The 24,949-nt window shown below is 39.7% G+C and carries 21 protein-coding genes, 12 tRNA genes and 2 rRNA genes; 5 read left to right on the top strand and 30 right to left on the bottom strand.

From position 1 onward, the window contains the following. Positions 1–54: 54 nt before the first annotated feature. The 6 genes from ACEN4I_RS00590 to ACEN4I_RS00615 all read right to left on the bottom strand — a co-directional run bounded on the left by ACEN4I_RS00590 (position 55) and on the right by ACEN4I_RS00615 (position 7,919). Positions 55–1,800, bottom strand: coding sequence for an ABC transporter ATP-binding protein (locus ACEN4I_RS00590; protein ID WP_407101813.1), 1,746 nt, complete (start codon positions 1,798–1,800; stop codon positions 55–57). Beyond that, a complete protein-coding gene (locus ACEN4I_RS00595) occupies positions 1,797–3,464 on the bottom strand; it encodes an ABC transporter ATP-binding protein (RefSeq protein ID WP_407127486.1) in 1,668 nt (555 codons plus the stop codon). Before ACEN4I_RS00595 ends, ACEN4I_RS00590 begins: the two co-directional genes overlap by 4 nt. Before the next feature lie 422 nt (positions 3,465–3,886). Then, a complete protein-coding gene (trmL, locus tag ACEN4I_RS00600; RefSeq protein WP_407097396.1) occupies positions 3,887–4,396 on the bottom strand; it encodes a tRNA (uridine(34)/cytosine(34)/5-carboxymethylaminomethyluridine(34)-2'-O)-methyltransferase TrmL in 510 nt (169 codons plus the stop codon). Between the two features lie 25 nt (positions 4,397–4,421). Further along, positions 4,422–5,582 (bottom strand): tRNA epoxyqueuosine(34) reductase QueG, encoded by a 1,161-nt coding sequence (gene queG / locus ACEN4I_RS00605; protein ID WP_407101809.1) that lies wholly within the window; start codon positions 5,580–5,582, stop codon positions 4,422–4,424. A gap of 561 nt (positions 5,583–6,143) precedes the next feature. Beyond that, complete coding sequence (locus ACEN4I_RS00610) at positions 6,144–6,995, bottom strand: putative RNA methyltransferase (protein WP_407101807.1); 852 nt, start codon at positions 6,993–6,995, stop codon at positions 6,144–6,146. Positions 6,996–7,028: 33 nt separating this feature from the next. Beyond that, complete coding sequence (locus ACEN4I_RS00615; protein WP_407097399.1) at positions 7,029–7,919, bottom strand: NAD-dependent dehydratase; 891 nt, start codon at positions 7,917–7,919, stop codon at positions 7,029–7,031. Between the two features lie 181 nt (positions 7,920–8,100). On the opposite strand from ACEN4I_RS00615, the gene ACEN4I_RS00620 reads away from it, so the two are divergent. Continuing rightward, positions 8,101–8,538 carry a DUF2188 domain-containing protein gene (locus ACEN4I_RS00620; protein ID WP_407097400.1) on the top strand — a complete coding sequence of 146 codons (438 nt, stop codon included), beginning with the start codon at positions 8,101–8,103 and terminating at the stop codon, positions 8,536–8,538. Between the two features lie 97 nt (positions 8,539–8,635). On the opposite strand, the gene ACEN4I_RS00625 is transcribed toward ACEN4I_RS00620, so the two are convergent. Further along, a complete protein-coding gene (locus ACEN4I_RS00625; protein ID WP_407097401.1) occupies positions 8,636–9,202 on the bottom strand; it encodes a YtxH domain-containing protein in 567 nt (188 codons plus the stop codon). 90 nt (positions 9,203–9,292) lie between these two features. Continuing rightward, positions 9,293–10,570: an aminotransferase class I/II-fold pyridoxal phosphate-dependent enzyme gene (locus tag ACEN4I_RS00630; protein ID WP_407101805.1), complete on the bottom strand. Its 1,278-nt coding sequence runs from the start codon at positions 10,568–10,570 to the stop codon at positions 9,293–9,295. A 257-nt stretch (positions 10,571–10,827) separates the two neighbouring features. On the opposite strand from ACEN4I_RS00630, the gene ACEN4I_RS00635 reads away from it, so the two are divergent. The 4 genes from ACEN4I_RS00635 (at position 10,828) to ACEN4I_RS00650 (ending at position 14,779) form a co-directional block, all read left to right on the top strand. Next, complete coding sequence (locus ACEN4I_RS00635; protein WP_407097403.1) at positions 10,828–12,165, top strand: ABC transporter substrate-binding protein; 1,338 nt, start codon at positions 10,828–10,830, stop codon at positions 12,163–12,165. 205 nt (positions 12,166–12,370) lie between these two features. Continuing rightward, positions 12,371–13,195: a carbohydrate ABC transporter permease gene (locus tag ACEN4I_RS00640; RefSeq protein ID WP_407097413.1), complete on the top strand. Its 825-nt coding sequence runs from the start codon at positions 12,371–12,373 to the stop codon at positions 13,193–13,195. A 161-nt stretch (positions 13,196–13,356) separates the two neighbouring features. Further along, a complete protein-coding gene (locus tag ACEN4I_RS00645; RefSeq protein ID WP_407097414.1) occupies positions 13,357–14,103 on the top strand; it encodes a carbohydrate ABC transporter permease in 747 nt (248 codons plus the stop codon). Between the two features lie 43 nt (positions 14,104–14,146). After that, the gene (locus ACEN4I_RS00650; protein WP_407097404.1) at positions 14,147–14,779 is read left to right on the top strand and encodes a YesL family protein; all 633 of its coding nucleotides are present in this window, start codon (positions 14,147–14,149) and stop codon (positions 14,777–14,779) included. A 62-nt stretch (positions 14,780–14,841) separates the two neighbouring features. Here ACEN4I_RS00650 and ACEN4I_RS00655 read toward each other — a convergent pair whose 3' ends face one another. From ACEN4I_RS00655 to ACEN4I_RS00760, 22 genes are all read right to left on the bottom strand, one after another. Continuing rightward, positions 14,842–15,000, bottom strand: coding sequence for an OadG-related small transporter subunit (locus ACEN4I_RS00655; RefSeq protein ID WP_407101803.1), 159 nt, complete (start codon positions 14,998–15,000; stop codon positions 14,842–14,844). Positions 15,001–15,040: 40 nt separating this feature from the next. Next, a complete protein-coding gene (locus ACEN4I_RS00660; protein WP_407101925.1) occupies positions 15,041–16,111 on the bottom strand; it encodes a sodium ion-translocating decarboxylase subunit beta in 1,071 nt (356 codons plus the stop codon). A gap of 96 nt (positions 16,112–16,207) precedes the next feature. After that, a complete protein-coding gene (locus ACEN4I_RS00665) occupies positions 16,208–17,338 on the bottom strand; it encodes a sodium ion-translocating decarboxylase subunit beta (protein ID WP_407101801.1) in 1,131 nt (376 codons plus the stop codon). A gap of 17 nt (positions 17,339–17,355) precedes the next feature. After that, positions 17,356–17,718, bottom strand: a complete 363-nt coding sequence (locus ACEN4I_RS00670) for a biotin/lipoyl-containing protein (protein ID WP_407101799.1) — start codon at positions 17,716–17,718, stop codon at positions 17,356–17,358. Between the two features lie 15 nt (positions 17,719–17,733). Beyond that, positions 17,734–17,997: an OadG family protein gene (locus ACEN4I_RS00675; protein WP_407101797.1), complete on the bottom strand. Its 264-nt coding sequence runs from the start codon at positions 17,995–17,997 to the stop codon at positions 17,734–17,736. A gap of 15 nt (positions 17,998–18,012) precedes the next feature. Beyond that, positions 18,013–19,434: an oxaloacetate decarboxylase subunit alpha gene (locus ACEN4I_RS00680; protein WP_407101795.1), complete on the bottom strand. Its 1,422-nt coding sequence runs from the start codon at positions 19,432–19,434 to the stop codon at positions 18,013–18,015. Positions 19,435–19,545: 111 nt separating this feature from the next. Beyond that, positions 19,546–21,192: a phosphoenolpyruvate carboxykinase (ATP) gene (locus ACEN4I_RS00685; RefSeq protein WP_407101793.1), complete on the bottom strand. Its 1,647-nt coding sequence runs from the start codon at positions 21,190–21,192 to the stop codon at positions 19,546–19,548. Positions 21,193–21,450: 258 nt separating this feature from the next. Continuing rightward, positions 21,451–21,639: a hypothetical protein gene (locus ACEN4I_RS00690; RefSeq protein WP_407097411.1), complete on the bottom strand. Its 189-nt coding sequence runs from the start codon at positions 21,637–21,639 to the stop codon at positions 21,451–21,453. Positions 21,640–21,872: 233 nt separating this feature from the next. Then, positions 21,873–21,956, bottom strand: a tRNA-Leu gene (locus tag ACEN4I_RS00695). Positions 21,957–21,997: 41 nt separating this feature from the next. After that, a tRNA-Cys gene (locus tag ACEN4I_RS00700) sits at positions 21,998–22,068 on the bottom strand. A gap of 21 nt (positions 22,069–22,089) precedes the next feature. Then, positions 22,090–22,161: transfer RNA gene (locus tag ACEN4I_RS00705), tRNA-Gln, on the bottom strand. A 9-nt stretch (positions 22,162–22,170) separates the two neighbouring features. After that, positions 22,171–22,243 (bottom strand) — tRNA-His (locus tag ACEN4I_RS00710). A 19-nt stretch (positions 22,244–22,262) separates the two neighbouring features. Then, positions 22,263–22,333 (bottom strand) — tRNA-Trp (locus tag ACEN4I_RS00715). A 10-nt stretch (positions 22,334–22,343) separates the two neighbouring features. Beyond that, positions 22,344–22,424 (bottom strand) — tRNA-Tyr (locus ACEN4I_RS00720). Between the two features lie 3 nt (positions 22,425–22,427). Beyond that, positions 22,428–22,500 (bottom strand) — tRNA-Phe (locus ACEN4I_RS00725). Positions 22,501–22,545: 45 nt separating this feature from the next. Next, positions 22,546–22,618 (bottom strand) — tRNA-Asp (locus tag ACEN4I_RS00730). 19 nt (positions 22,619–22,637) lie between these two features. Further along, positions 22,638–22,710: transfer RNA gene (locus ACEN4I_RS00735), tRNA-Val, on the bottom strand. Between the two features lie 25 nt (positions 22,711–22,735). Continuing rightward, positions 22,736–22,807: transfer RNA gene (locus tag ACEN4I_RS00740), tRNA-Glu, on the bottom strand. A 24-nt stretch (positions 22,808–22,831) separates the two neighbouring features. Further along, a tRNA-Ser gene (locus ACEN4I_RS00745) sits at positions 22,832–22,921 on the bottom strand. Positions 22,922–22,965: 44 nt separating this feature from the next. Further along, positions 22,966–23,039 (bottom strand) — tRNA-Asn (locus ACEN4I_RS00750). Positions 23,040–23,049: 10 nt separating this feature from the next. After that, a 5S ribosomal RNA gene (rrf, locus tag ACEN4I_RS00755) occupies positions 23,050–23,165 on the bottom strand. A gap of 83 nt (positions 23,166–23,248) precedes the next feature. Next, positions 23,249–24,949: ribosomal RNA gene (locus ACEN4I_RS00760) — 23S ribosomal RNA — on the bottom strand; the annotation flags it as partial.

Below are 24,949 nucleotides of genomic sequence, written 5' to 3' on the forward strand. Positions count from 1 at the left end.
CTCTTATTATAGAGCAACACCCTTACTTTTGTAAAGTAAGGGTGTTGCTCTGTTTTATTGACTTTTTTCTTTTTGTGAACGATACATTTCTGCATAGATTCCTTGTTTTTGAATCAATGACTCATGATCTCCCTGTTCTACAATTTGACCTTGATTCAGCACTAGAATTTGATCAGCATGTTGGATCGTCGACAAGCGATGGGCAATAATGAATGTTGTTCTTCCCTTTTTCAACACCTCCATCGCATGTTGAATCATTTCCTCCGTTTCAGTATCGATACTTGAAGTTGCTTCATCTAAAATCAATATTTCAGGATCAAAGGCCAGCGCTCTCGCAAATGAGATTAATTGGCGTTGACCAGACGAAAGCGTACTGCCCTTATCCACTACGGGTTCATCAATTCCCTTTGGCATATTATGCAGCAAGGTGTCTCCGCCAACTTCTTCGATTGCTTTGATCACCGCTTCACGACTGATCGAAGTTTCTCCCAACGTAATGTTTGAAGCGATCGTTCCCTTAAACAAATAAGGGTCCTGCAGCACGATCCCCATATGTCTGCGCAAACTTTTTCTAGAGACGGATGTGGTCGGCGTACCATCTATTGTGATCGTCCCCTTAGTCGGGTCATAAAAACGGAATAACAAATTCATGATCGAGCTTTTTCCTGAACCTGTATGGCCTACTAAAGCGACCGTTTGACCTTTTCTAGCTGTAAAATCGATATCTTTCAATACGTATTCTTCATCCTTATAAGCAAATGAAACTTGATCAAAGACAACTTCCCCTTCTTTAAAGTCTAATTCGCCTGTCTGGTCTTCTTCTGTTTTGACTAATTTCATTTCAAAAACTCGTTTCGCCGAAGCCATCGCAGTCTGCAAGTAAGCGTATTGGGTCACAATACCTTGAATGGGATTAAATAAACGAGTCGTGTAATCTACATAAACATACAATACTCCAACTGTTATCCCTAGTGCCGAACTAAAATAGGCGTTTCCAAAATACACTACCAACAAGAGCAAGGTAATATTTTTAATCACTTCCACAAAACTAAACGAGCCCATAGAATCCAATAACGTAAATTTCAAACTGTATTTATACCACTCTTCATTTACATCCGTAAATTCTTTTTCCATTTTGTCTTCTTGCTGATAAGCTTGAATGATCGACATCCCTTGAATGGATTCATTTAAGGTCCCATTGATCTCACTAACCAATGACCGGATTTTTGTAGTAAACGGTACAGCAAACTTTTGGTACACAACTGCCCACAATACAAAGAAAGGAACCAATAACAGCGTAATCAATCCAAAAGTAATGCTAATTTGCATCAAGGCAATATAGATCCCTACTAGATAAATCAAGTTGGTCAACACTTGTCCAACCACAACGACGTAAAATATCCGTAATTGCTCCGTATCATTTGTGATACGAGAAACCACTTTTCCAGCAGGCAAATTGTCAAAATAACGGATCGGCAGTTTTTGTACATGGGCAAATAAATCATTCCGCATATTTTTAACGATTTCATTTGCTCCGATAGTCAGCAGTAAGAAACTAAAGTACCGGGTTATCGCTGTTACAAGCGCCAGTCCTAAGAATACGGCTAAATAACGGATCAATAAATCGACAGCTAGCAGCGTCTGATTCGAAGGAGCAATTACATCATCAATGATTCGTTGAATAATCAAGGGACCTGCTAAATCAGCTCCTACAGCAACAATCATTAATAAGATCCCAATAGAAAAATGGAGTTTTTTCTGGAAGGAATAAACCACTAATTCTTTAATTGTATTTTTCATTTAGTGTCCTCCTCTTTTAATTGTTGTCTTTGGTATTGCGTTTGGTACCATCCTTCTTTGGCAATCAAATCAGCATGTGTACCTTCTTCAATAATTTTCCCATCTTCCAGCACAATGATCCAGTCTGCATGATGAATCGCTGATAGACGATGAGTGGTGATCAAGGTCGTTTTCCCTTTACGAACGTGTTGAATATTATCAATGATTTTTTGTTCTGTTTTCGCATCTACTGCAGATAACGAGTCATCTAAAATCAAGTACTCTGGATTTTTAATCAACGCACGCGCAATGGAAACACGTTGTTTTTGCCCACCTGAGATGGCAACGCCTCTTTCTCCAATCAATGTATCCAACCCTTCAGGCATTCTAGCTAGATCTTCTTCAAAATTGGCCAAACGAACTGCATCCATGATCTCGTCATCCGTTGCTCCTGGCTTGCCGAACTGAATATTTTCTCTTATTGAACGAGAAAACAGCGTATAATCCTGCGGGACATAACCGATCATTGGTTTCAACACGTCGCTTTTCAACTCTTGAATGGACTCAGATCCAACAGTGACCGCTCCATTTCCAGCAGGATATTGGAGCAGTAATTGACGGATAAAAGTCGTTTTCCCGCTCCCGGTTTTTCCTACAATCCCCAGAGTATTTCCTTGAGCGATTTTAGTTTTGACATTCGCCAAATTGGCAGACTCAGAAGAGGGATATTTAAAGGTGACTCCTGAATATTCGATATCTTGACTATCCAGTACAGCTTTGTATCCCTCTTGCTCCATATCATCACTGGATCCCAATACTTCTGCCACTCGTTTCATAGAAGCACTACCTTGCTGCACCAAGTTGATCAGTTCCCCGACTGCCTGAACTGGCCACACCAGCATACCTAAGTAGACTTGGAAAGAAATCAACTGTCCTAAAGTCAGTTCTCCATTTGAAACTAAAACAGCACCGTAACCAAATGCTACAATGTAACTGATTCCCATCAAGATCTTTACAATCGGAGAAAACAAGGCGTTGATTTGCGCTACAGAAATGTTTTTTTGCAGGACATCTTCTGTTTTTTCCGCAAATTTTTGAGCCATAGCATCTTCTTGAACGTACGCACGCACGACTCGTACACCCTCTACGCCTTCCAAGACATCATCATTGATATCTGCAAAAGCTGTTTGAGAAGCTAAATATCGCTCATTCACTCGATCTCCAAGTATTTTCAACAGATACGCCATGATCGGCATAGTCAGCATAGACCAGATGGTCAATTTCCAAGACACCGAAACAAACATCATGACCAAGATAAATCCAAGAAAAACTGTCGAATCCATGGTTACCATAATTCCATAACCAGCCATTTCTGATATTGCATCTAAGTCATTGGTGGAACGGGCCATTAAATCTCCGGTACGATATTTTTCATAAAAGGTTGCTCTCATACGTAAAAAGTGTTTCATTAATCGTTCTCGTAGTTCTTTGGCCAATAAGTTTCTGCCTCCGAAAAATAGATATCCCCAAAATACTTCTGTTCCATAAGTAATTACGATCGATAGAACAAATAAAGCGATTTGGCTGATTAGTCTTTCAGTAGTTAATGTATTGCTGTAAATCTGGTCGATCACATTTCCAATGATATATGGTGGTATCAGCACTGCCGCATTTGAGAATAACATGGCAAATATCCCCCACCCATATCTCTTCTTATGCGTTTTAAAAAAAGGCCACAATTGTTTAACTAACTCTTTCATTCTCCCCCAACTTTCCACGCTCCTATCAAAAAAAGACAAAAAAATAGCACTAATCTATTAAAAAACAGATGAGTGCAGAATTTCCTTTACATTTACTCGTCGATTTTTGAATAGGAGGATAATCTTAATTTATGAATGTTTAAATCTGCTAAATAAATCATGATCGATTCTCTCCATTTCCTAAGTATAGTTTACAAGTCATATTGTAGCCCTTTCATTAAAAATACACAAGTCAAATTGACATATTTTATTCATCTTTTTCATTATTTTCTTAGAAGTTGATTTTGGACTATAAAAAAAGCCCACCTTGGAATAGAATGAACTTCTCCAAGATAAGCAAGTAAAGGTTAGTCTAGTTTGTCGTTAGCGTAATGGTGTTGCAATTCTAATCCAGAAAATTCTTGTTGCCGTAATACTTCATAAATCATAATGGCCGCTGTATTGGAGAGATTTAAAGAACGCACGTGTTCATCATTCATCGGTAATCGTACACACTTCTCTTCATTTTCACGCATAAATTCTTCCGGCAATCCTGTTGTTTCTTTCCCAAAAAGAAAATAATAATCTTCTTCTGTATTGGTATAATCTACCTCGCTGTAAACGCGATTGGCAAACTTAGAGACTAAAAACAGCTGTCCGTCTTTAGAATATTCCATAAAGGCTTCCAAGTTTTTATGATAAGTAATGTTTACATCATTCCAATAATCTAATCCAGCTCGTTTTAAATGTTTGTCATCCGTTTTAAATCCTAATGGCTCAATCAAATGTAAATGCGAGTTGGTTGCAGCACACGTACGGGCAATGTTTCCTGTATTTGCTGGAATCAGTGGTTCAAATAGTGCAATGTGATTTGTCATGTTTCTTTCTCTCTCTCCTATTAACTTACTTCAATTTTTTATTTCTGATGACTTCAATAGCTTGAGTAATCTCATAAACAGCTTCTTCATCCGTCTCTTTCTCCAAAGCTTCGTGTAGAAATTCGATCACCAGATCATCTCTTTTTGTGACTATTTTGGAAATAGACCAAGCTGCTGTCCCACGAATTACGGGACGAACATCTTCTTCGATGCAGCGCAACAGATCCGGCAAAGCAGTCCGATCACGCGAGTTTCCTAAGGCAATAATAGCATTTCTCTGCAGCGGCTTCTTCCCTCTCCAGGAACCAGCCATTGAGCCAAATTGCTCTTTAAAGTCTTTGTTGCTGATTGTCAGCAATGGTTTTAATTTGGGCATCACTTTTTCAGGATCGGGTTCCATTTCATCATGAAAATGAAAATCTTTTCCTCTATTATAAGGACAAACAATTTGGCAAATATCGCATCCGTAAATGACATGTCCGATTTTACGGCGGAATTGTTCGTCCATCATCCCTTTGGTTTGTGTCTGGTAAGAAAGGCATTGTTTAGCATTGATTCTTCCATCTCCCAGTAATGCTCCAGTAGGACAAGCAGTGACACAACGCATGCATTCCCCGCATCCAAAAGGAACAGGTTCGTCTGGCTCAAACTCTAGATTAGTGATGATTTCTCCCAAATACACATAGCTGCCGAATTCTTCTGTGATCAGCAAGCCATTTCGCCCAATAAACCCCACTCCCGCTCGTTGAGCTACGGCAACATCTACTAATTCGCCCGTGTCTACCATCGGCTTAAAAGTCACTTCTTTATCAGCGGTCACACGTATATAATCGATGAGGCGCTCCATACGATTCCGCAATATGTCATGGTAATCTTGCCCCCAAGAAGCGCGCGCAAATTCTCCACGTCGAACCCCTTTTTCTCTCTGCGGAGGCTCACTCATTTTTGTAGGATACGCTAAAGCAATGGAGATAATAGATTTTGGCTGATCAAAAATCAACTCTGGATAAACGCGTTCTTCAATGACTTTGTGTTCGAATCCAGAATGGTGCCCTTTTGCTTGTTGAGCTTTCAATCTTTCCTCTAGACCATCAAACGGTTCTGCTGTAGCAAACCCGATTTTATCAATGCCGATTCGTTTACTTTCCTCAATGATCCGCTTTTTTAATAAAGTCCCACTGGTCATCTCGATCCCAACCTTCATGTCGTCTTCATAATTTAAGAATGTAAGTTTATTTTATCATATTTACTCTGTCTAGTCTGTTACAATTCAATCCTGTCTTTTTAAACGGTTCCGCAATTTTTGACGTAAGTAAGTAACGGCTAACTATCTTATAAGCTAAATCAGATAGAACTTTAGTTGGGATATAGGTTGCTCATAGTATCCTAGATCATGGCTGAAGAATGACGATAATGCGGTTGTTATCGTCATGGAGCACAGTTGAATGAGGATAATCTGGTTGTCATCATCAATGAGCACAGCTAGATGATGATAATGCAAATTTGAACGACAAAAAAACGTATCGCTTCGGTGTCCAGCACTGCGAAACGATACGTTAGTAGAGCCTCTTGATCTCATTAACTTTTATCAACATCTGATGGGATTACTGATAAAAACGAATGAACCTGTTTGGCTTATAAATAACAATATAACACCATCATGATATGAATGCAAGGGAAATCTTTTAAATAGTTTTCTTGTCTCAACTAAAAATGACTTTTTTAGGAAATCGTTTGATTTGCTTGATTATTCTGGCATTTTACCCACTAATAAACAAACATGGATCGTAATTTCTTTCAGTGGATGAGCTACCGCATATTTTAAAGCTTCCTCACTTGCTCCCCAGTTCAAAGGGGTCATTTTCACCAAATCCTGATAGTTTTCCAGCGTCAGCGGAAAACTATATCGAATGGTGTAAATTTGACTCTCCGGAAAGTGTTCTTGGAACTTTGCGACCACCAGTTCATTCGAATACGATTGCTTCTCTTCTCGATCTCGATAAAGCACATTTCTTAGTTCTATTAAGTAATCTTTATCCGGAACAATTTTTAGAAGAGTTCCATTAGGCCGCAGCATTCTTTTGAATTCTTGATAATTCGAAGGAGAAAAAATGTTCAATAATGTATCAGTTTGTTTACTTGCAAATGGAGAATGAGCCAAATCAGCCACACACCAAAAAGCATCTGTAAAATGACTTCCCGCTAAAGCAATCGCATCTTTGGAGATATCGAATCCGATTTGCTTTCCTTCAAGCCCCAATGAAGACAGATAGTCTAATTGAGAACCTTCCCCAGATCCAATATCAATGGTTGTACCGTTTTTTTCTTCAATGTGCTCCATAATCTCGTCCAGCATAATGTTGAACAAACCCGCTTGAGCTATCCGAAAACGTGAAGACAGCATCTCCGTATCGTATTCATTAGAGACCCCTTTTGTTAAAAAATGAACCGTCCCTTTTTTAGAAATATTAAAGTTGTGGCCTTCTTCACACACCAGACTATTTCCATCTACCGATTGAAACGGCTCTTGACAAATAGGACATTGAAACAAATCAAGATTTTCTTTCAAGAATTTTTTTGCTTTTTCTATCTTTTTCAACTCTTTGAAACTCCTCACTAGACTAGTTAGACCTTAGTTATTTTCTTGTTTTAGTTCGGCAGTTAATTGGTATATCAACGGTTGCAGCCAACTTTTTAAATCCGGTACAGGATACCCTTCTTTTTCTAAACGCGTCACTTTCAAATAACAGTCTTCCTTCAGACTAAACGGCGATTGGTTTTCTTCATCAGAAGTGTATTCAATATTGGCTTGTTTTCCAGTGGCTTCTTCGATCCAATGCATCAACGTTTCCAGTTCAACGGTTTCATTTGAACTCGCATTGTAGACCCCTGTTTTTTGGTTTTCGATCAACCACATCATAACATTAGCTACTTCGCTTCCCTTAATGAAACTGATGCGCGCATCAGCACGATATAGACGGAAACTTTCTTCATTCATCATTCGACGAATATAATAGTGCAGACGCTCAGTATAATCATTCACATCTAAGACGATTGGAATCCTTAAAGCCGCAGTTGGAAAAGCTTCGTCTTCAAACAAGACTTTTTCTGCTTGACGTTTGCCTTCTCCATAAGTAACTTCTTTAGTTCTGTCCAAATCAAATAACCAAGGATCAAAATCTGTTTCACTGTATCCATCTTTGCTTCCTTTATAAACGGATAATGTGGAAGTGAATAAGTAATACCCTACTTTTCCACCCAGCTTTTCTTGAATGATTTGCGCATCTTCTTTTGTGAAACAAATATTGTCTAATACAATATCCCATTTTTTTTCGCAAATATCGTTCCATCCTTCATGTTCCGCATCAGAACGGTCCAGTACAACGTGTGCGACATTTTTGCCTTTTGGCACTTTATTGTTGCCTCTTGTAGCGAAAGTGACATGGTATCCTTTTGAAATCAGTTTATCTGCTGCTTTACGTCCAAAAAAACGCGTGCCTCCTAAAATAAGCACTTTTTTCATGCGCTTCACTCCTCGCGTGATTTTTTTATAAATCAACTGTACCATAAGTCCTATTTTTTTACATTAACAGAAAGTAGTTTTCCATAGTATTTTTTTGTTTTTATAAATCGTTTCATTTGCTGAGTGAGTTAAAGAGTGATACATTGTGAGGGAAATAGTTCAGATAGAAAGGATAGATACTATGCCATGGAATATGAACGATTTTCCAAATGCTTTTAAAAATTTCGACCCTTTATTGCGTAAAAAAGCCATAGATATCGGCAATGCTCTACTCGACAATGATTATCCAGAAGATAGAGCCATTCCTATTGCAATCTCACAAGCAAAAGAATGGTTGTCAGATGCTTCAAAAGATGAAAAAGAAGCCTACGAGAACGAAAAGAACCCAACCAAAACTGACAAACATGATACCTCCAGCTCCAATCCAGATTTATTGGACAATGATGTGGAAGTCTATTTTGAAGACGACACTTGGGTCGTAAAAACAGAAGATGCTAAGCGTCCAAGTGATACATTTGATAAAAAAGCAGATGCTGTAAAGCGCGCCAAAGAAATTGCAGAGAATAAGGATTCTTCCGTTATTCGCTATACAAAAGACGGAAAGAAACAAGATGATTGATTGAAATAACCCTTCTGAAATTCATGGAGTAAAGTGAATTTCAGAAGGGTTATTTTTTGTTGAGACTTTATGAGTTGTTTAATTTCTTTAAAGTACTTTATTCTTTAAAGGTATTTTCAATATCCAACTCTTCTTCAAAGGCTTCTTGATACAATTCATATTCTCTTTCGCCTTGTCTTTCTTCTTTGGCTTCGGTGATTTCTTGTTTCGATTGTTTAGCCAGCTCTCCAGAGTAGATTTTAACATTGTTTCCAACATCCGAAAGATCATTTTTCAATTCACCAGCAGTGATTTTCACATCTTGTGCTGCTGCTTTAAGATTGGCTTTTAACAAGTCTTTACTCATGGAGTTTTTATTTTTCAATCCCTTTAGATTTTCCTTTAAGATCGGACCATCTACTCTGGCTTGACTTGAAATTTTGTTGGAGGCTTCTTTAAAGCTAACAGATACACCTTTTGAAGCATCTTGAAGTACCGCTTTGACATCTTCGCTTTTATCTTTAGCAATATCAAAATAATCTTTTCCAGTTTCTTTCGTGCGATTTGCTTTCTCCATTAATTCTTCTTGTAACTCATCACCTGGTTTTGGTGCATATAACATAGCTGCTGTGTAGGCTGCTGCTCCTCCAATCAATGCTCCTAACCAAAACGTTCCTTTTGACATAGCTATCCACTCGCTTTCCTTAAATTCATAAATAACCTTTTTATTTCCTTTATCTCATTTATTTTAGCATGCTGAAAAGTATTTCACACTTTATTTGTTTGAGTCCAGTTCTTTTTCTAAACTAACCATTTCTACACACAAACAAATTGCCTTAACAGCGGCTTCTATTTCTTCCACTGAGATAGATGTTGGCGCTAAACGGATACTGTTATTTCGTGGGTTGACTCCATAAGGATAAGAGGCATTCGCTTCTGTTAAGCTCACTCCAATATCCGCTAATAACTCAACAATTCTGTCTGCACAGCCATCCATTGTCGTTAAATGCACAAAATACCCCCCATTTGGCTCGGTCCATTCCAACATCGTTGATTCTTCACCAAAGTAGTTTCCAAAAAGATTACTGATGCTGTCAAATTTTGGTTTCAATAGTTCAGTATGTTTTTCCATATGTTGCAGTAAATGCTTTTTATCTTTCAAGAATTTCACATGACGTTTCTGATTGACTTTATCAAATCCAATCGTCTGATCAGAAAGAACTTCTGTAACCCAATCAATATTTTCTTTACAAGCTCCCAAAGCTGCTACCCCGGCACCTGGAAAAGTAATTTTTGAAGTAGAACAGAACATCCAAACTCTTTTTTCCGTTCCATATGATTTGCTGGTTTCTAATACATTTTGAACATGTTCTTTCTTTTCTTTAAGGTGGTGCACGACATAAGCATTGTCCCACATAATCACAAAATCTTGAGCAAGAGTTTTCATTTTAGCCAATCTGTCGACTACTTCGTTCGAGTAGGTCACTCCTGTAGGATTGCTGTAAGTAGGGATACACCAGATTCCTTTGATTGAAGCATCATTAGCTACTAGAATTTCCACTTGATCCATATCCGGTCCAGTTGAAGTCATTTCAATAGGAATCAATTCAAACCCTAATTTTTCTGTTGCATTGAAGTGTCGATCATAACCTGGACTTGGGCATAAAAATTTGACTACCTTTTCTTTAGCCCATGCTGAATTTTTATCTGACTGTCCTAAAAACATTTTGCTGGCTAAAACAGTATACATTAACTGCAAGCTCGAATTCCCTCCAACGATGACCTCATCAGCGGTAATTTCCAATACTTCTGAAAAAAATTGTTTCGCTTCAGGGATCCCTGTCAGTACACCATAATTACGAAAATCAGCTTCAGTTTCTTGATACAGATCTTCCGGCGTTAAAATGTTCAACATCGGTTCAGATAAGGCTAATTGATCTTTGCCAGGTACTCCCCTTTTCAGATTTAATTGAAAAGGTTTCTCTTTGAATCTATCGTATGTCTCTTTCAGCTCTTCTAAACGGTTAATTTTTTCTTCATTTGTTTGTCTCATCTTGTTTAGTCTCCTTAGCGGCATCATTCTTTTTGTCAATAGGTAAATTATAGCCAAAATAGTTGCGGAGGGGAAGAAATACCTGATTGAAGCAGTTTTTTTATTTTTATATCATTTAAGGCTATTTATTTGAATACTTCGAAACTATAGTATATCATCAAAATTGAAGAAGCACTCATTAATGTATGCCCTTACGTTAAGTGCCGACATTAATTCTGCTATTCCCATTATAACTTAGAAAGGTGAAGGTGGTAGCAATGATTAAAAGAAAGAAATTTTGGCTTTCTTTGACCCTTACAGCAGGAACTGCGCTTTTATTAGCAGCATGCGGAGGAGGAAATGAAGAAGCAAATAATTCCGAAGATACCGGAGCGGATGGAGATAAAGTTTCGATTGAATTCTGGTCTTTCTGGGGCTCTGGTTTACGCAGAGACGCTATTGAAGAAATTATTGAAGATTTTAATACATCACAAGACGAAATCGAGGTTGAGTACGTTTATCAACCATGGGGAGACATATGGACCAAATCACTAGCTTCTATTGCAGCTGGGGATCCACCTGATGTTATCGTTCAAGACATCAATTCAGTTCAACAACGTGCAGAAGCACAACAATCAACGAACCTTCAAGACTACATCAACCAAGAAGATGATATGGAATCTCTCTTCTATCCTCATTTATGGGAAACCGTATTCTATGAAGATAATGCCTATGCGTTGCCTTTTAATACAGATACCCAAGTGCTTTTTTACAATAAAGATGCTTTTGAGGAAGTAGGCTTAGATCCTGAGACTCCACCTGCTACATGGGAAGAATTAGAAGAATACGCTCGTGCTTTAGATGTACAAGACGGAGATTCATGGGAACGCATCGGATTTTACCCGCTTTGGAATGTAGGCGCAGATGTTTGGGCATTAAATGCGGATAATGGCGTAAGCTGGTTCGATGACGAAGGTAATGTGACCATTGATACACCTGAAAAAGTAGAAGCTCTTGAGTGGATCTTAGAATGGCAAGACTACTATGGTGCTGACACTATCAATTCATATGAAGCAGAATTCGGCTCAGGAGTTGCTGATCCATTCATTTCTGGATTAGTGGGTATTCGAGCTCAAAATATCAACTATTACACCAATTTACTTGAAAATGCACCTGAAGACTTTAACTTTGGTGTAGCACCTTTACCAGAACATGAAGAAGGCAGCGGAAATTGGTCATGGGGTGGCGGTTTCGTTCTAGAAATCCCATACGGAGCAGAAAATCCTGAAGCTTCTTATGAGTTTATGAAATACCTCACTTCAACAGAAGTTCAAGAAAAATTTGGTTTGAATAGTTTTGATATTATGGCAAACCAAGAAGCTAACACTAATCTGACAACTCATCCTGATTTAGATGAGGAAGGCCAAATGATTTATGAAATGGCTGACCGCAATTTAGAAAACACAGTGATCACTCCTGTTCCTTTGACTGCACCTGACTTTAGTTCTTTAGTGAATGGAGAAATTGATAATGTGATGCTTGGAAATAAATCACCTGAAGAAGCATTGGAAGCAGCTCAAGCTTCAGTTGAGAATCTCGTTGAACAAAACGAATAACGGTTTATTTCATGAGCAAAATGACTCAGCGGACAAGGTGACAGAGGCTATTCTTTGTCGCCTTGTTTTGTACTAAACGAAAGAGGTGAAAAAATTGGCTGCTACAACAGAAAAGCAAAAGAAAAAAAAGACTAAAAAACAAAAAAATGATGCTCTTTGGGGCCTCTTCTTTGTCTCTCCATTTATCATTGGTTTCGTTATTTTTATGTTGGGGCCAATGCTATTTTCTTTCTATGGAAGTTTTACTAACTACAATTTGACTTCCAAAATGGACTTTATCGGCTTTGATAATTTCAGAAGAATGTTTACACAAGATGAGCTTTTTTGGAAATCACTCTATAATACGGGGTATTACGTCTTGTTCAATGTTCCTTTGACAGCGATTGGGAGTGTTTTATTAGCCGTCTTATTAAATCAACGCGTGCGAGGAATCTCCATATTCAGAACTATTTTTTATTTACCCGCTATTTTATCTGGTGTGGCCGTCTATGTATTATGGATGCAGATGCTCTCTCCTACATCAGGTTTAATAAATACTATATTAGCTTGGGTCGGGATTCAAGGTCCTGCTTGGTTATTTGATCCCCAATGGACAAAACCGGCTCTGATCTTAATGAAACTGTGGAGTGTGGGAGGCGCAATGCTGCTGTATTTGGCGACTTTGCAAAACGTTCCAAACCAACTATACGAATCAGCAGAAATCGACGGAGCCAGTGCTTTTAAACGATTCCGTCACATTACTTTACCAATGATCACGCCCATTATTTTTTATGATGTAGTTACATCAACTATCGGAGCTTTCCAAATTTTCCAAGAAGCTTATGTCATGTCGGAAAGTGGCACGAATGGTCCAGCGAATTCCCTTCTCTTCTACAATTTACATATGTGGAACAAAGCTTTTGTGGCTTTTGACATGGGGTATGCAATGGCTATGTCTATGGTATTATTTGTTATCGTGTTGAGTTTAACATTTGTGAATTTAAAATTGGCTCCTCGTTGGGTACATTATGGAGGAGGTCGAAGTGAATGATTGAAAATGTTTCGAATACAAAAACTTCTGAACAAACTGAAAAAATTATTCCTAAAAAGCAGCACTTTAAGAGTCGGAAAAGACAACGTAATGCAAATAAATTCATTTCTTACATTCTTTTGATTGGGGTAAGTATTGTTCTATTAGCTCCACTCTTTTGGATGGTCTTTACTTCTTTAAAACCAATGGAAGAAATCGTGCGCTTCCCGCCAAGCTTCTTTCCGGAAACTTTACAATGGTCCAATTATACAGAAACCATTGCAGCCTTTCCGTTTTTCAAATATGCAAGAAACACTTTGCTGATCACGTTTTTTGTTGTGTTAGGTAATGTGGTGTCCAATTCATTTATCGCCTATGGTTTTGCTAAAATATCTTTCCCAGGGAAAAACATTTTATTTTCTCTCGTCTTAGCTACCATGATGATTCCAGGATTTGTTACCATGATTCCACAATACATTCTATTCACTCGAATCGGCTGGGTAGGAACTTATTTACCGTTGATCGTCCCGTCTTTCTTCGGTAGTGCCTTCAATATCTTCTTGATGCGTCAATTTTATTTATCGATCAATGATGAGTTGATTGAAGCCGCCCAGATTGATGGTGCAAATCATTTGTATATCTGGAGTCATTTAATGGTTCCTTTGACTAAACCAGCATTGATTACTATTGGGATCACATCCTTTAACGGAGCATGGAATGACTTTCTTGGACCATTGTTGTATATTCATGATGAAGAGATGTATACCTTACAAATCGGATTACAAACTTTCCAAAATCAATCGACTACCCAGTGGAATTATTTGATGGCTGGAGCTACTTTAGTCATGATCCCAACAGTCTTATTGTTCTTCTTCGCTCAGAAATACTTCATTCAAGGAATGGACTTGACTGGCGGAACAAAAGGATAAAAAAATGAAAATATACAGTAAATCGGTAGAAAGGACAACTCTGATGAAAAAATTCGACTTTACCAACGGAATTGTAGAAGGTACCGAATGGATATCCCGACTGGCTGTTTTGAACCTTGTATGGCTGTTGTTTTCACTGCCTTTAGTTACCGCAATTCCAGCCACAAATGCCTTGTTCCATATCTTGCATTTGTGGTCACAAGGCGAAACGTCTGTGCCTATTTTTAAAACTTTTCACCATTATTTTAAATCACATTTTTGGGAAGGATACAAAATTGGGCTGCCGGTTTTCGGAATATCTGCAATCCTATTCCTAGACAGTTGGTATTTAGCCAGCTTATCCTCTCCAGCAGCTTGGATACAAGTTTATAAGTACGTGATTTACGTCGCTTCTATTCTTTTTGGATTGACAGCTTTATTCTATTTCCCGTTAACCAAAAAGCTGACTACTTCTTTGCCAAAAAAATTTTTAACGGGGTTTGTTTTAATGGCTGGTCATCCGCTCATCAGCTTGGGACTATTCCTCATCTCTGGAGTATTGCTTTTTGTATTGTTGAGATGGCCAGCATTATTCTTTTTCTTTTCAGTAAGCGGTCTTGGCTGGATAGCCACAATAGCTGTAAAAACTACTTTCACTAAAACCCTGTTGAAAAAAATCCATTCTGTACAGAGCTAAATGAACAGTTAAAAAGGAACGCCAAGACAGTAAAGTTATTGTCCTGACGTTCCTTTTTTAATTTAGTTTTTTACTGAAGAGTTATCCCCTTTTGACGGAAATAATTTGATCAGCAAAATACTCGTCACGTACAAGATAAACAGGACAGCAAAAATTCCTAACATACCAATACCCATAAGTTCCAATCCTTTTTCTAAAGCTGTGTAATCTACATCAAACATTCTACCGCCTCCCTTCAAGAAAACGATCTTTACAACAAGGTCACATAAAGTAATTCAATACTAAGCCTCCAGCTACAACCGAGGCAATCTGTCCAGAAACATTCGCTCCAATTGCATACATCAATATGAAATTCTGATTGTCTTCAGTATGGGCCATTCGCTGGATAACTCGAGCTGACATAGGAAATGCAGAGATACCAGCAGCACCGATCATCGGATTGATTTTTTCTTTTCTGAATATATTCAGAAACTTGGCGAATAGAACCCCGCCGATGGTATCCATTACAAATGCCACCAGACCAAAAGCAATGATTAAAAGTGTACTAAGATTTAAAAACTGATCAGCCGTCATTTTTACTGAAATGGTCAATCCCAATAAAATACTGACCAGATTGACTAATTCATTTTGTGCGGACTGACTCAATCGATCCAATACACCGCATTCCCGCATCAAATTGCCAAACATCAAAAAACCGACTAACGGCAATGAAGCTGGAGCGACAAAGCCCGCCACAAAAACAACACTAATTGGAAATAAAATTCTAGTTGATTTAGAAATTGATTCTGCTTGGTAAGTCATCTTGATTTTCCGTTCTTTTTCTGTAGTGACCGCTTTGATGGCGATAGGCTGAATGATAGGCACTAAGGCCATGTAAGAATATGCTGCTACAGTAATGGGTCCCAATAAATGAGGCGCTAACTGATTGGCTACAAAAATGGATGTCGGACCATCTGCCGCTCCAATAATTCCGATAGAAGCAGCTTCTTGCAAATCAAATCCAAATATAATCGCTACTAAAATAGTAAAAAAGATCCCAAATTGAGCTGCTGCTCCAAATAAAAACATAAAAGGGTTCTTTAACAATGGTCCAAAATCGATCATTGCTCCGATACCGATAAAAATCAACAATGGAAACAACTCATTCGAAATCCCAAAATCAAAGAGAACATCTAAAATTCCTTCTTGAGTCTGTCCATTTATTTCTTGACTAATCAATCCAGAGCCGGGTATATTGACTAATACAGCGCCAAGCCCCATCGGAATAAGCAGTGTAGGTTCATACTGCTTTTTGATACCCAAGTAAATCAACAAAGCTCCAATTCCCATCATAATGATTTGACCAGAAGTAACTGCTGATAATCCATTGATAAAAGCTTCCAAATAATCCCCTCCTGCCACCATACGCTATTATTCCTCATTTCTTCATTAACCAAAGAAAGATAACAACACACCTGCAGCTACTGCAGAACCAATGACACCTGCTACATTTGGCCCCATGGCGTGCATCAACAAGTAGTTGGAAGGATTGGCCTTTGCTCCCTCTTTTTGAACTACACGTGCAGCCATCGGAACGGCAGAGACGCCTGCTGCACCAATCATTGGGTTGATCTTTCCACCAGACAGCTTGCACATCAATTTCCCCATCAATACACCACCTGCTGTCCCTGCAGCAAATGCGGTTAAGCCCAACAACACAACTTGTAAAGTCTCTATAGTGAGTAAAATATCCCCATTGGCTTTAGCTCCAACCGTTATCCCCAGCAGAATCGTGACAATATACATAAATGAATTTTGTAACGTTTCAGTAAGTTTCGGTACAACGTTGCTTTCTTTCACTAAATTTCCCAGCATCAGCATTCCGATTAGTGGAGCTGATGAAGGAACAACTAAAATAACAAATATCGTAGTTACAATAGGAAACAATATTTTTTCTGCTTTTGATACTGGACGCAACTGTTCCATTTTAATTTCTCGTTCTGCTTTAGTTGTTAAGGCTTGTATGATCGGTGGTTGGATAATAGGAACCAATGCCATATATGAATAGGCAGCTAACGCTATGATGGGTAATAAATGATCTGCTAATTGAGTAGTCAAATAAATTGCTGTCGGTCCATCTGCACCACCAATAATTCCAATAGATGAAGCTTCTTGAGGCGTCATTCCCAAAGCCAAAGCTCCGAAAAAAGCAATAAAAATCCCGACTTGTGCCGCTCCGCCTAACAACAAGGTCTTAGGATTTGCAATTAAAGGTCCAAAATCAATCGTTGAACCTAAACAGAGAAATATAAGTGGCGGATAAATTCCCAGCTCTGTTCCTTGATAGAGATAGTACAAGAGTCCTCCTGACGAACCAGCCTGAGGAGCCAACATGAGATTGGCTAAAGGCAAATTCACTAATAACATTCCAAAAGCTATCGGCAACAGCAGATAAGGTTCATACCCTTTTTTGATGGCTAAATATAGAAAAGCACAAGCCAATAGGATCATAATGACGTGTTTGTAACTCATATTGACCAGACCAGAAGTAGTGATGAGTTCATTTAGTGCCTCAAACATTCGCCTTCCTCCTCACCTCAAGAGATAACCATCAATGAGTCCCCAGATTCTACCGCCTGATTAGCTCGTATTTGGATACTTGAAACCACTCCATTGTTGGGAGCTACAATTTCATTTTCCATTTTCATGGCTTCTAAGATGCACAAGACTTCTCCCTTAGAGACTGTTTGTCCTTCGGCTACTTGAAGACGCAAAATAGTACCGGGCATTGGAGCAGAAATGGTATGACCATCAGTCTGAGTTGTATTATGATTCTGCTGCGGTGTTGATTGGACAGGTGCAGTGGGTTGTGCGAGCTGTTGGGAGCGAGTTTCAGTGTCGACTTCTTTCACAGATACTTGATAGACTTTTCCATTAACCGTAATTTCGTAATTTTTCATGTCATGATCCTCCATTTAACGAATTCTTTTTATGGACGTGATTTGATAATGCTTATTTTGCTGCTCTTCATTCGCTAAAATCAATGCCATCAAAGCCGCTGCTGTTCTCGTCTCTTCATCTTCCACTAGAGTCGTTGCAGCTTGTGATTTCTCTTTTTGTCTTTCTAAGACGATCCGAGATAAACTGATGACAAGCTGCAGCCCAATCAAAATGAGAAAAACAACTAACATACTAATGACAGTGACCACTACTCCATCCATAACAGTGAAATTTCCCATACTACCCCTCTTTCCTTACATACTCGCTGAAATTCGTATCACCACATCTTCAGCTACAGATTGTACTGTTGGTTCAGAAACCATCACAGGTCTTTGGTATTTCTTTTCTAAAAAAGCTTTGCCTACTTGCGGGAAAAGAGCATACGTCAAAACATCCTCATCTGATTTTGCTAAGTCACCCAACTCTTTTTTCAACCGATCGAATTCTGGTTCGATATGATTTGCAGGACGATCGGTTACTACAGGATCATCATGAATGATCGACTTCCTGAATTCTTCGCTTACCGGTACCGGAGTTTGCCCATAAGAACCACGCAAATATTCTTTGATTTCATTTGGTACCATCTTATATCGTTCCACAGATAAAACATTGAATACGGCTTGAGTTCCGACCATTTGGCTCATAGGGGTTACAAGAGGCGGGAAACCTAAATCAGCACGTACACGAGGAACTTCTTTCAGTACCTCATCGTATTTATCCGTAGCATTAGCTTGCTTCAACTGAGATAACAGGTTAGACAACATCCCACCTGGAACTTGGTAAATCAGCGCTTTTGGATCTGATCCCATCATTTTCGGGTTCAACAATTCATTTGCCAAATATTTATCTCGAATAGGTTTAAAATAATCCGCGACTTCTTCTAACAGGTCAACATCTAGTTTAGTACGATTCTCCCCTTCATTTAAACAAATAGCCATTGTTTCTGTAGGTGGTTGACTAGTCCCTTCTGCGAATGGTGAAATAGCGGTATCGATCATATCCACTCCTGCTTGGACTGCCATCAGATAGGTCATTTGAGATGTGCCGCTGGTAGCATGTGTATGCAGACTTAAAGGTACCGTGATGACCTCTTTTATTGCCTTAACTAAGTCTTTTGCTACATAAGGGGTCAGTATTCCAGCCATATCTTTAATGCAAATAGAGTCTGCACCCATATCTTCCATTTGTTTCGCTAAGTCAGCAAAATAAGGGATCGTATGCACATCACTGATCGTATAACAAATGGTCAATTGTGCATGCCCGCCATTTTTTTTTACCGCTTTTAAGGAAGCTTCTAAATTTCGTACATCATTTAATGCATCAAAAATACGAAAAATATCGATTCCATTCTCCATCGCTTTTTCGACAAATTTGTCAACCACATCGTCTGCGTAATGACGATAGCCCAACAAATTTTGACCGCGCAGCAACATTTGCAACTTTGTATTCGGAGCTCGTTTGCGTATTTCTCTCAACCTATCCCAAGGATCTTCATTTAAAAAGCGAATGGCTGCATCAAATGTTGCTCCACCCCAGCATTCTAAAGAAAAGTATCCTACTCGGTCCATTTTTTCAATGATTGTCAACATATCTTCTGTGGACATTCGAGTAGCCATCAAACTTTGGTGAGCATCTCTAAGAACTGTTTCTGTCATTTCAATCGTTCGGCCTGGCATGTATCTTCCTCCCCACTCAAAAAATGGAAAAGCAATTCTTACAATAAGAATTGCTTTTCTTACGCAAATCAAGAATGAACTGTAAAGAACTCATTCTTATTTTACGCTTACTCAAAATTCTTCTATTAGATTTAATACAGCTTTCAAAGCTTCGTTAGGCAATACATTTAAGGGATTTTTTTGATTTTGTTCATTGATAAATTCGCCACGCATTTTCATTCTTTCATCCACTAAAGCCGTATAAGACGAATTAGAGAAACCCGGTTCAAATCCGTTGACTACTAAATAACTGATATCTGAACAATTGCCAAAAGGTTTGAATTCAGCTGTTCCCTCCACTATTTTTTCTACTGCTTCCAGAGTGACTTCTTTAGGTATTTTTTTATCTAAAAAGAAACCTGTGTTCAGAATGTAGCAATCGGTATTTTTTTTCTCAAACAGGTATTTAAAATTATTGTAATCATCGATCAACGGATAAACTCTAAAGGGATTAGCATAAGGCTCAATAACCAACTTGTTGATATCTACCCCTTTTTTCAAACGCTCAGCAGTCGTTCTTTTAGTAGCCAGAGTGGCTCCAAACGTCGTGGCCAACACTGGATCGGTTACTTTTAAGACTGGCGGCAGCGATTCATCTTTCATGATCCAGAAAATAGCATTGATCGGTTCATCAAATTTATCTACTCGATTTGGCGTAGAATAACGGGATTTCACTGTCCGCCCATTTCCGTTACGTAGATCTTCTGTCAACAGGACTTTTTTCCCCTCTTCATCTTGAGTGACTCCTACATTTTGTACACTGACAAAGTAATCTACTTCTGGATGATCAGCAGGATAATCTTGTGTTTTATCAAAATAAGACGGTTCTAAAGCGATGGAAGAGCCATTTTCCAAAGAAATGATAAAAGCATCATCATGCAATACTTCGATTCCATACTTATCATCATGCTTGGCATGAGTCAAGGTCGATTTACCTGAACCCGATAGTCCGAAAAATGCTGAAACGTAACTCTCGTTATTTTTAAGAGTAAATTTCTTCTGTCCGCCATGACAAGAGGCATAACCGACATTATGGGCAATATTCCATGCTAAAGTAAGTGTAGCTTTTTTTAATTCCCCAAAATAATTCATCCCAAGAATGAAGGCACAATTGTGTTCAGGATCAAAATAGGCTAAACCTAATGGATAATCTGGATGATGCCAATAAGCATCTTGGTAAATCATGATATCTCCTTCATTGATTTCAACGGAAGATTGATACATCGTGTTGTATTCTTCATTGGTCACTTGGAAATTTAACAACCAAGAATACAAGTTATTTTCTTGTCCTTCTGGTACCGTTAAATGAGCTTTCACCATAAAATCAGAATCTAATCCTACATAAGCTGTTGTTTTGTATCTTAATTTTTGCGTACCATCATAAACGGCATCCATAACCAAAGATTTAATTTTTTTATCTTCTTCAGGATTTTCTCCTTGTATTCTTTTTGCTACAGCAGTTCTTCCTACAACATTGTTTCCATTTTCCACTAAAACTTTAGCGCTTTGAGGCAATCCTAGTTTTTCAGGAAATTTAACGTCCAAATCAGTCACAATCGTATTGACAGCATCATGTGCTAATCCATAGGCATCTTCAAGTGTAGTGACTAACTGAATATTATTGCTGTACATAGAAGTTTCGATAATAGAACGTAATGAAGAAAACAGGTGATTTGTTTTGCGAATTTCTGATTTTAAAAATCTTTCTTTCGTTGACAATGGCGACACTCCTCACAATTAATAGATTATTGGAACCATCTTTACCTATTGCTGCAACTTTTCAAAAACTTTTAAACCGACTATTTTCTCCCATCCTTTCTTTTCTTATTCAAACTTCTAAAAGTTGACCAGCAACACTTAAAAAATTTATAGTGACTCGATTACACTCTTATAATAACAGAAAAACACCTATTATTAAAGCGCTTACTTTACTTTAAATAAAAGAATTCATTCCTTTTTTGGAATGAATTCTTTACCTCAATGATGATCTTTATTCTTTTGGAATGGATGATTGCCTTTTTTAATCCTAGTTCCTACATATACTATATACAGTCCATAAGCAATAACCAAAACTGCAACTAATGGTTGGATAGCTATCGCAAAAATTCCCATGAGCACAATTAAACTTCCAACAATTATCTGCCATTTTCCTAAACGTTTATTCACGATCATCTCTCCTACTTGTTCTCTTACTTCTAGTATAACAAACTATTTATCCAAATGTTGTCGTTTAGGAATTAAATAAACTAATTCTATTGTCTCCATCGACTTATAGTTTGTTAAATCTGCTATAAACTCACATTTTTTTACTTACCAACGTCAAATGTTGTAGAACCGAAATTTGTATATAGCAATACAAAAAAAGCAACAACGCTATTATACGCTGTTGCTTTTTAGTATACCGGCGGCCGGAATCGAACCGGCACGCCCTCGCGGGCACAGGATTTTGAGTCCAGCGCGTCTACCAGTTCCGCCACGCCGGCAAGATTACTAATTGCAAGTTTTAACTTTTATTAAAGTCATAAGGCGGTAACCGGATTTGAACCGGTGATGAAGGTTTTGCAGACCTCTGCCTTACCACTTGGCTATACCGCCAAAATATAATATTTAAACAAACTGGGCTAGCTGGATTCGAACCAGCGCGTGAGGGAGTCAAAGTCCCTTGCCTTACCGCTTGGCTATAGCCCAATAAAAAAGGGCGACTGATGGGGATCGAACCCACGCGTGCCGGAACCACAATCCGGTGTGTTAACCACTTCACCACAATCGCCATAATTTAAATGTACTAACAGGGGTAGTAGGAATCGAACCCACATTGATGGTTTTGGAGACCATAGTTCTACCGTTAAACTATACCCCTAAAATAATAATGGAGGGGGGCAGATTCGAACTGCCGAACCCGAAGGAGCGGATTTACAGTCCGCCGCGTTTAGCCACTTCGCTACCCCTCCAAATGGCCCGGGACAGAGTCGAACTGCCGACACCTTGAGCTTCAATCAAGTGCTCTACCAACTGAGCTACCGGGCCATATGCATTAGGAAAAATTAGTGCTATTCTATTTTTTCAAAAATACGGTCTCGACGGGAATCGAACCCGCGATCTTCTGCGTGACAGGCAGACATGTTAACCCCTACACCACGAGACCATAATTTAATTTGTTGCAATGGAGGTTAACGGGCTCGAACCGCTGACCCTCTGCTTGTAAGGCAGATGCTCTCCCAACTGAGCTAAACCTCCAGGTTTGAATAAACCTTTATTACAATGACCCGTACGGGATTCGAACCCGTGTTACCGCCGTGAAAGGGCAGTGTCTTAACCGCTTGACCAACGGGCCATAACTTACATTAAAATTTCACAACGGAGAGTAAGGGATTCGAACCCTTGAGACAGTTTTCACCGCCTACACGATTTCCAATCGTGCTCCTTCGGCCAGCTCGGACAACTCTCCAGATTCTAGTTTCCTTGTACCCTATACATGAAAATACTATGTAACTCCGCAAGTAGGACTCGAACCTACGACATCGTGATTAACAGTCACGCGCTACTACCAACTGAGCTATTGCGGAATAACTATATGCGCGGCAACGTCCTAGTCTCACAAGGGGAAACCCCTCACTACCTTCGGCGCTAAGAAGCTTAACTACTGTGTTCGGCATGGGAACAGGTGTGACCTTCTTGCCATCGTCACCACACATATGTGTGAGAATAGTGTACTCTCAAAACTGGATTTGTCTAATGCACATTCGTTCAGATTCTTCGAATCCACCTAAAAACTTTGGTTAAGTCCTCGACCGATTAGTATTGGTCCGCTCCATCTATCACTAGACTTCCACTTCCAACCTATCTACCTGATCATCTTTCAGGGGTCTTACTCACTAATGTGATGGGAAATCTCATCTTGAGGGGGGCTTCACGCTTAGATGCTTTCAGCGTTTATCCCTTCCACACATAGCTACCCAGCGATGCTCTTGGCAGAACAACTGGTACACCAGCGGTGTGTCCATCCCGGTCCTCTCGTACTAAGGACAGCTCCTCTCAAATTTCCTGCGCCCGCGACGGATAGGGACCGAACTGTCTCACGACGTTCTGAACCCAGCTCGCGTACCGCTTTAATGGGCGAACAGCCCAACCCTTGGGACCGACTACAGCCCCAGGATGCGATGAGCCGACATCGAGGTGCCAAACCTCCCCGTCGATGTGGACTCTTGGGGGAGATAAGCCTGTTATCCCCAGGGTAGCTTTTATCCGTTGAGCGATGGCCCTTCCATGCGGAACCACCGGATCACTAAGCCCGACTTTCGTCCCTGCTCGACTTGTAGGTCTCGCAGTCAAGCTCCCTTCTGCCTTTACACTCTACGAATGATTTCCAACCATTCTGAGGGAACCTTTGGGCGCCTCCGTTACATTTTAGGAGGCGACCGCCCCAGTCAAACTGCCCGTCTGACACTGTCTCCCAGCCAGCTAATGGCTGAGGGTTAGAGTGGCCATACAGCAAGGGTAGTATCCCACCAATGCCTCCACCAAGACTGGCGTCCTGGCTTCAATAGCTCCTACCTATCCTGTACAAGCTGTACAGACACTCAATATCAAACTGCAGTAAAGCTCCATGGGGTCTTTCCGTCCTGTCGCGGGTAACCTGCATCTTCACAGGTACTATAATTTCACCGAGTCTCTCGTTGAGACAGTGCCCAAATCGTTACGCCTTTCGTGCGGGTCGGAACTTACCCGACAAGGAATTTCGCTACCTTAGGACCGTTATAGTTACGGCCGCCGTTTACTGGGGCTTCAATTCTGAGCTTCGCCGAAGCTAACCCATCCTCTTAACCTTCCAGCACCGGGCAGGCGTCAGCCCCTATACGTCATCTTTCGATTTTGCAGAGACCTGTGTTTTTGATAAACAGTCGCTTGGGCCTATTCACTGCGGCTGACCAGATGGTCAGCACCCCTTCTCCCGAAGTTACGGGGTCATTTTGCCGAGTTCCTTAACGAGAGTTCTCTCGCACACCTTAGGATTCTCTCCTCGACTACCTGTGTCGGTTTGCGGTACGGGCTGTTTGTTTCTAACTAGAAGCTTTTCTTGACAGTGTGACATCAGGAACTTCGGTACTTAATTTCCCTCCCCATCACAACTTGTCCTTAAAGAAGCAAGCATTTGACTCACTTCAAGACTTGTTGCTTGGACGTGCATATCCAGCAGCACGCATTCCTTAGCCTCCTGTGTCCCTCCATTGTTCAAACAAAACAAACAGGTACAGGAATATCAACCTGTTGGCCATCGCTTACGCCGTTCGGCCTCAGCTTAGGTCCCGACTAACCCTGGGAGGACGAGCCTTCCCCAGGAAACCTTAGTCATTCGGTGGACGGGATTCTCACCCGTCTTTCGCTACTCATACCGGCATTCTCACTTCTAAGCGCTCCACTAGTCCTCACGATCTAGCTTCAACGCCCTTAGAACGCTCTCCTACCATAGAACCTA

Source organism: Desemzia sp. FAM 23990, assembly GCF_045528485.1.
Taxonomy (GTDB): Bacteria; Bacillota; Bacilli; order Lactobacillales; family Carnobacteriaceae; genus Desemzia.